The sequence below is a fragment of the Acidovorax cavernicola genome, assembly GCF_003581445.1.
Genome location: NZ_QXMN01000244.1, coordinates 1 through 1,141, shown reverse-complemented (window position 1 = coordinate 1,141; position 1,141 = coordinate 1). Strand labels below are relative to the sequence as shown.

The window sequence follows — 1,141 nt, the reverse complement described above, 5'->3', positions numbered from 1 at the left end:
GGGCTGGCCCACCTCTGGTTCGTGACCCTGCACCCTTTCGAGGATGGCAACGGGCGCATCGCCCGCGCGGTGGGCGACCTGTTCCTGGCCCGTGCCGATGCCAGCCCGCAGCGCTACTACAGTCTCGCCGCTCAGATCCAGCGCGAACGTGAAGCCTATTACCAGATTCTGGAACAGACGCAGCGGCGGAGCATGGACGTCACGGCCTGGCTGCAGTGGTTCCTGCGCAGCGTACACCTGGCCGTCGAGCATGCCTTGGCTGGCGTTGGCACCAGCCAGCAGCGCAACGCCTATTGGCGCAAGTTTGCGCATGTGGCACTGAATGCGCGCCAGCAAAAGGTGCTCAACCGCCTGTTCGAAGACTTCGAAGGCAAGCTGACCGCAAGGAAATGGGCAGCCATCGCAAAGACCTCGGCCGATACCGCTTTGCGCGACATCACCGCGCTGGTGGAGGCCGGCATGCTGGTCAAAGCCCCGGCCGGCGGACGCAGTTCTGCCTATGAAATCCCCGAAGAATTCCGCTGAACATCAGGGGCGGCTGGCACGGGGGAAAACCGCATCGATGGCCCGCTGAATACCGGCGGCTGTCAGAAATCTTGTGTGTGAGGCGCTGCCCAGACTTTGCAGACTCGGGCAGTGACATCCACCGACGTCAGCGATGGCGCGGCAGTGCCGCAATTGCTGGCACAACGCCTCTCTGGTGCGCCGCAGTTGAGCGTCACGGGCGAGGGCGCTTATGACACGCAGCCTTTGAGCCACGTCTGGGGTCAGAGAAGTCAGGCCCAGCGCTGATTTATGCAACAGCGCCCTGACGCAGGGCAGCAATTTTTCTGTGTTTCGCTTGTTAGCTTCGTGCAAATATCTCATAATTGTTTTACCTGATGGATAGTGTTTCACTTATAAAACACGAACCACATGATTTTGTGATTTGACTACGGCAACTGGAGAGACCAATGACTGAGAACACACAAGACACGCCCCGTAGCTGGGATCGCCCCGAAGGCGCCAGCTTTGAAGACTGGATGGCAGCCCGCGTTGCCCGCTTTTCCACGCGCAAGTACGACTTCGACGCATTGAAGTTCCAGGCCGACTTCGACCCCAAGTACCGCCGCGGCCAGCTGCGCGACATCGGCACGGGCGG

General features: G+C 60.6%; 1 protein-coding gene and 2 pseudogenes. All 3 read left to right on the top strand.

The genetic code is table 11. The features are described from left to right. On the top strand, positions 1-525 hold a 525-nt coding region (locus tag D3H34_RS32875), incomplete at its 5' end, for a Fic family protein (RefSeq protein WP_147400608.1). Positions 526-612: 87 nt separating this feature from the next. Beyond that, positions 613-753 (top strand): annotated as a pseudogene (locus D3H34_RS34865) (IS5/IS1182 family transposase); the annotation flags it as partial. 200 nt (positions 754-953) lie between these two features. After that, positions 954-1,141 (top strand): annotated as a pseudogene (locus tag D3H34_RS32870) (cupin domain-containing protein); the annotation flags it as partial.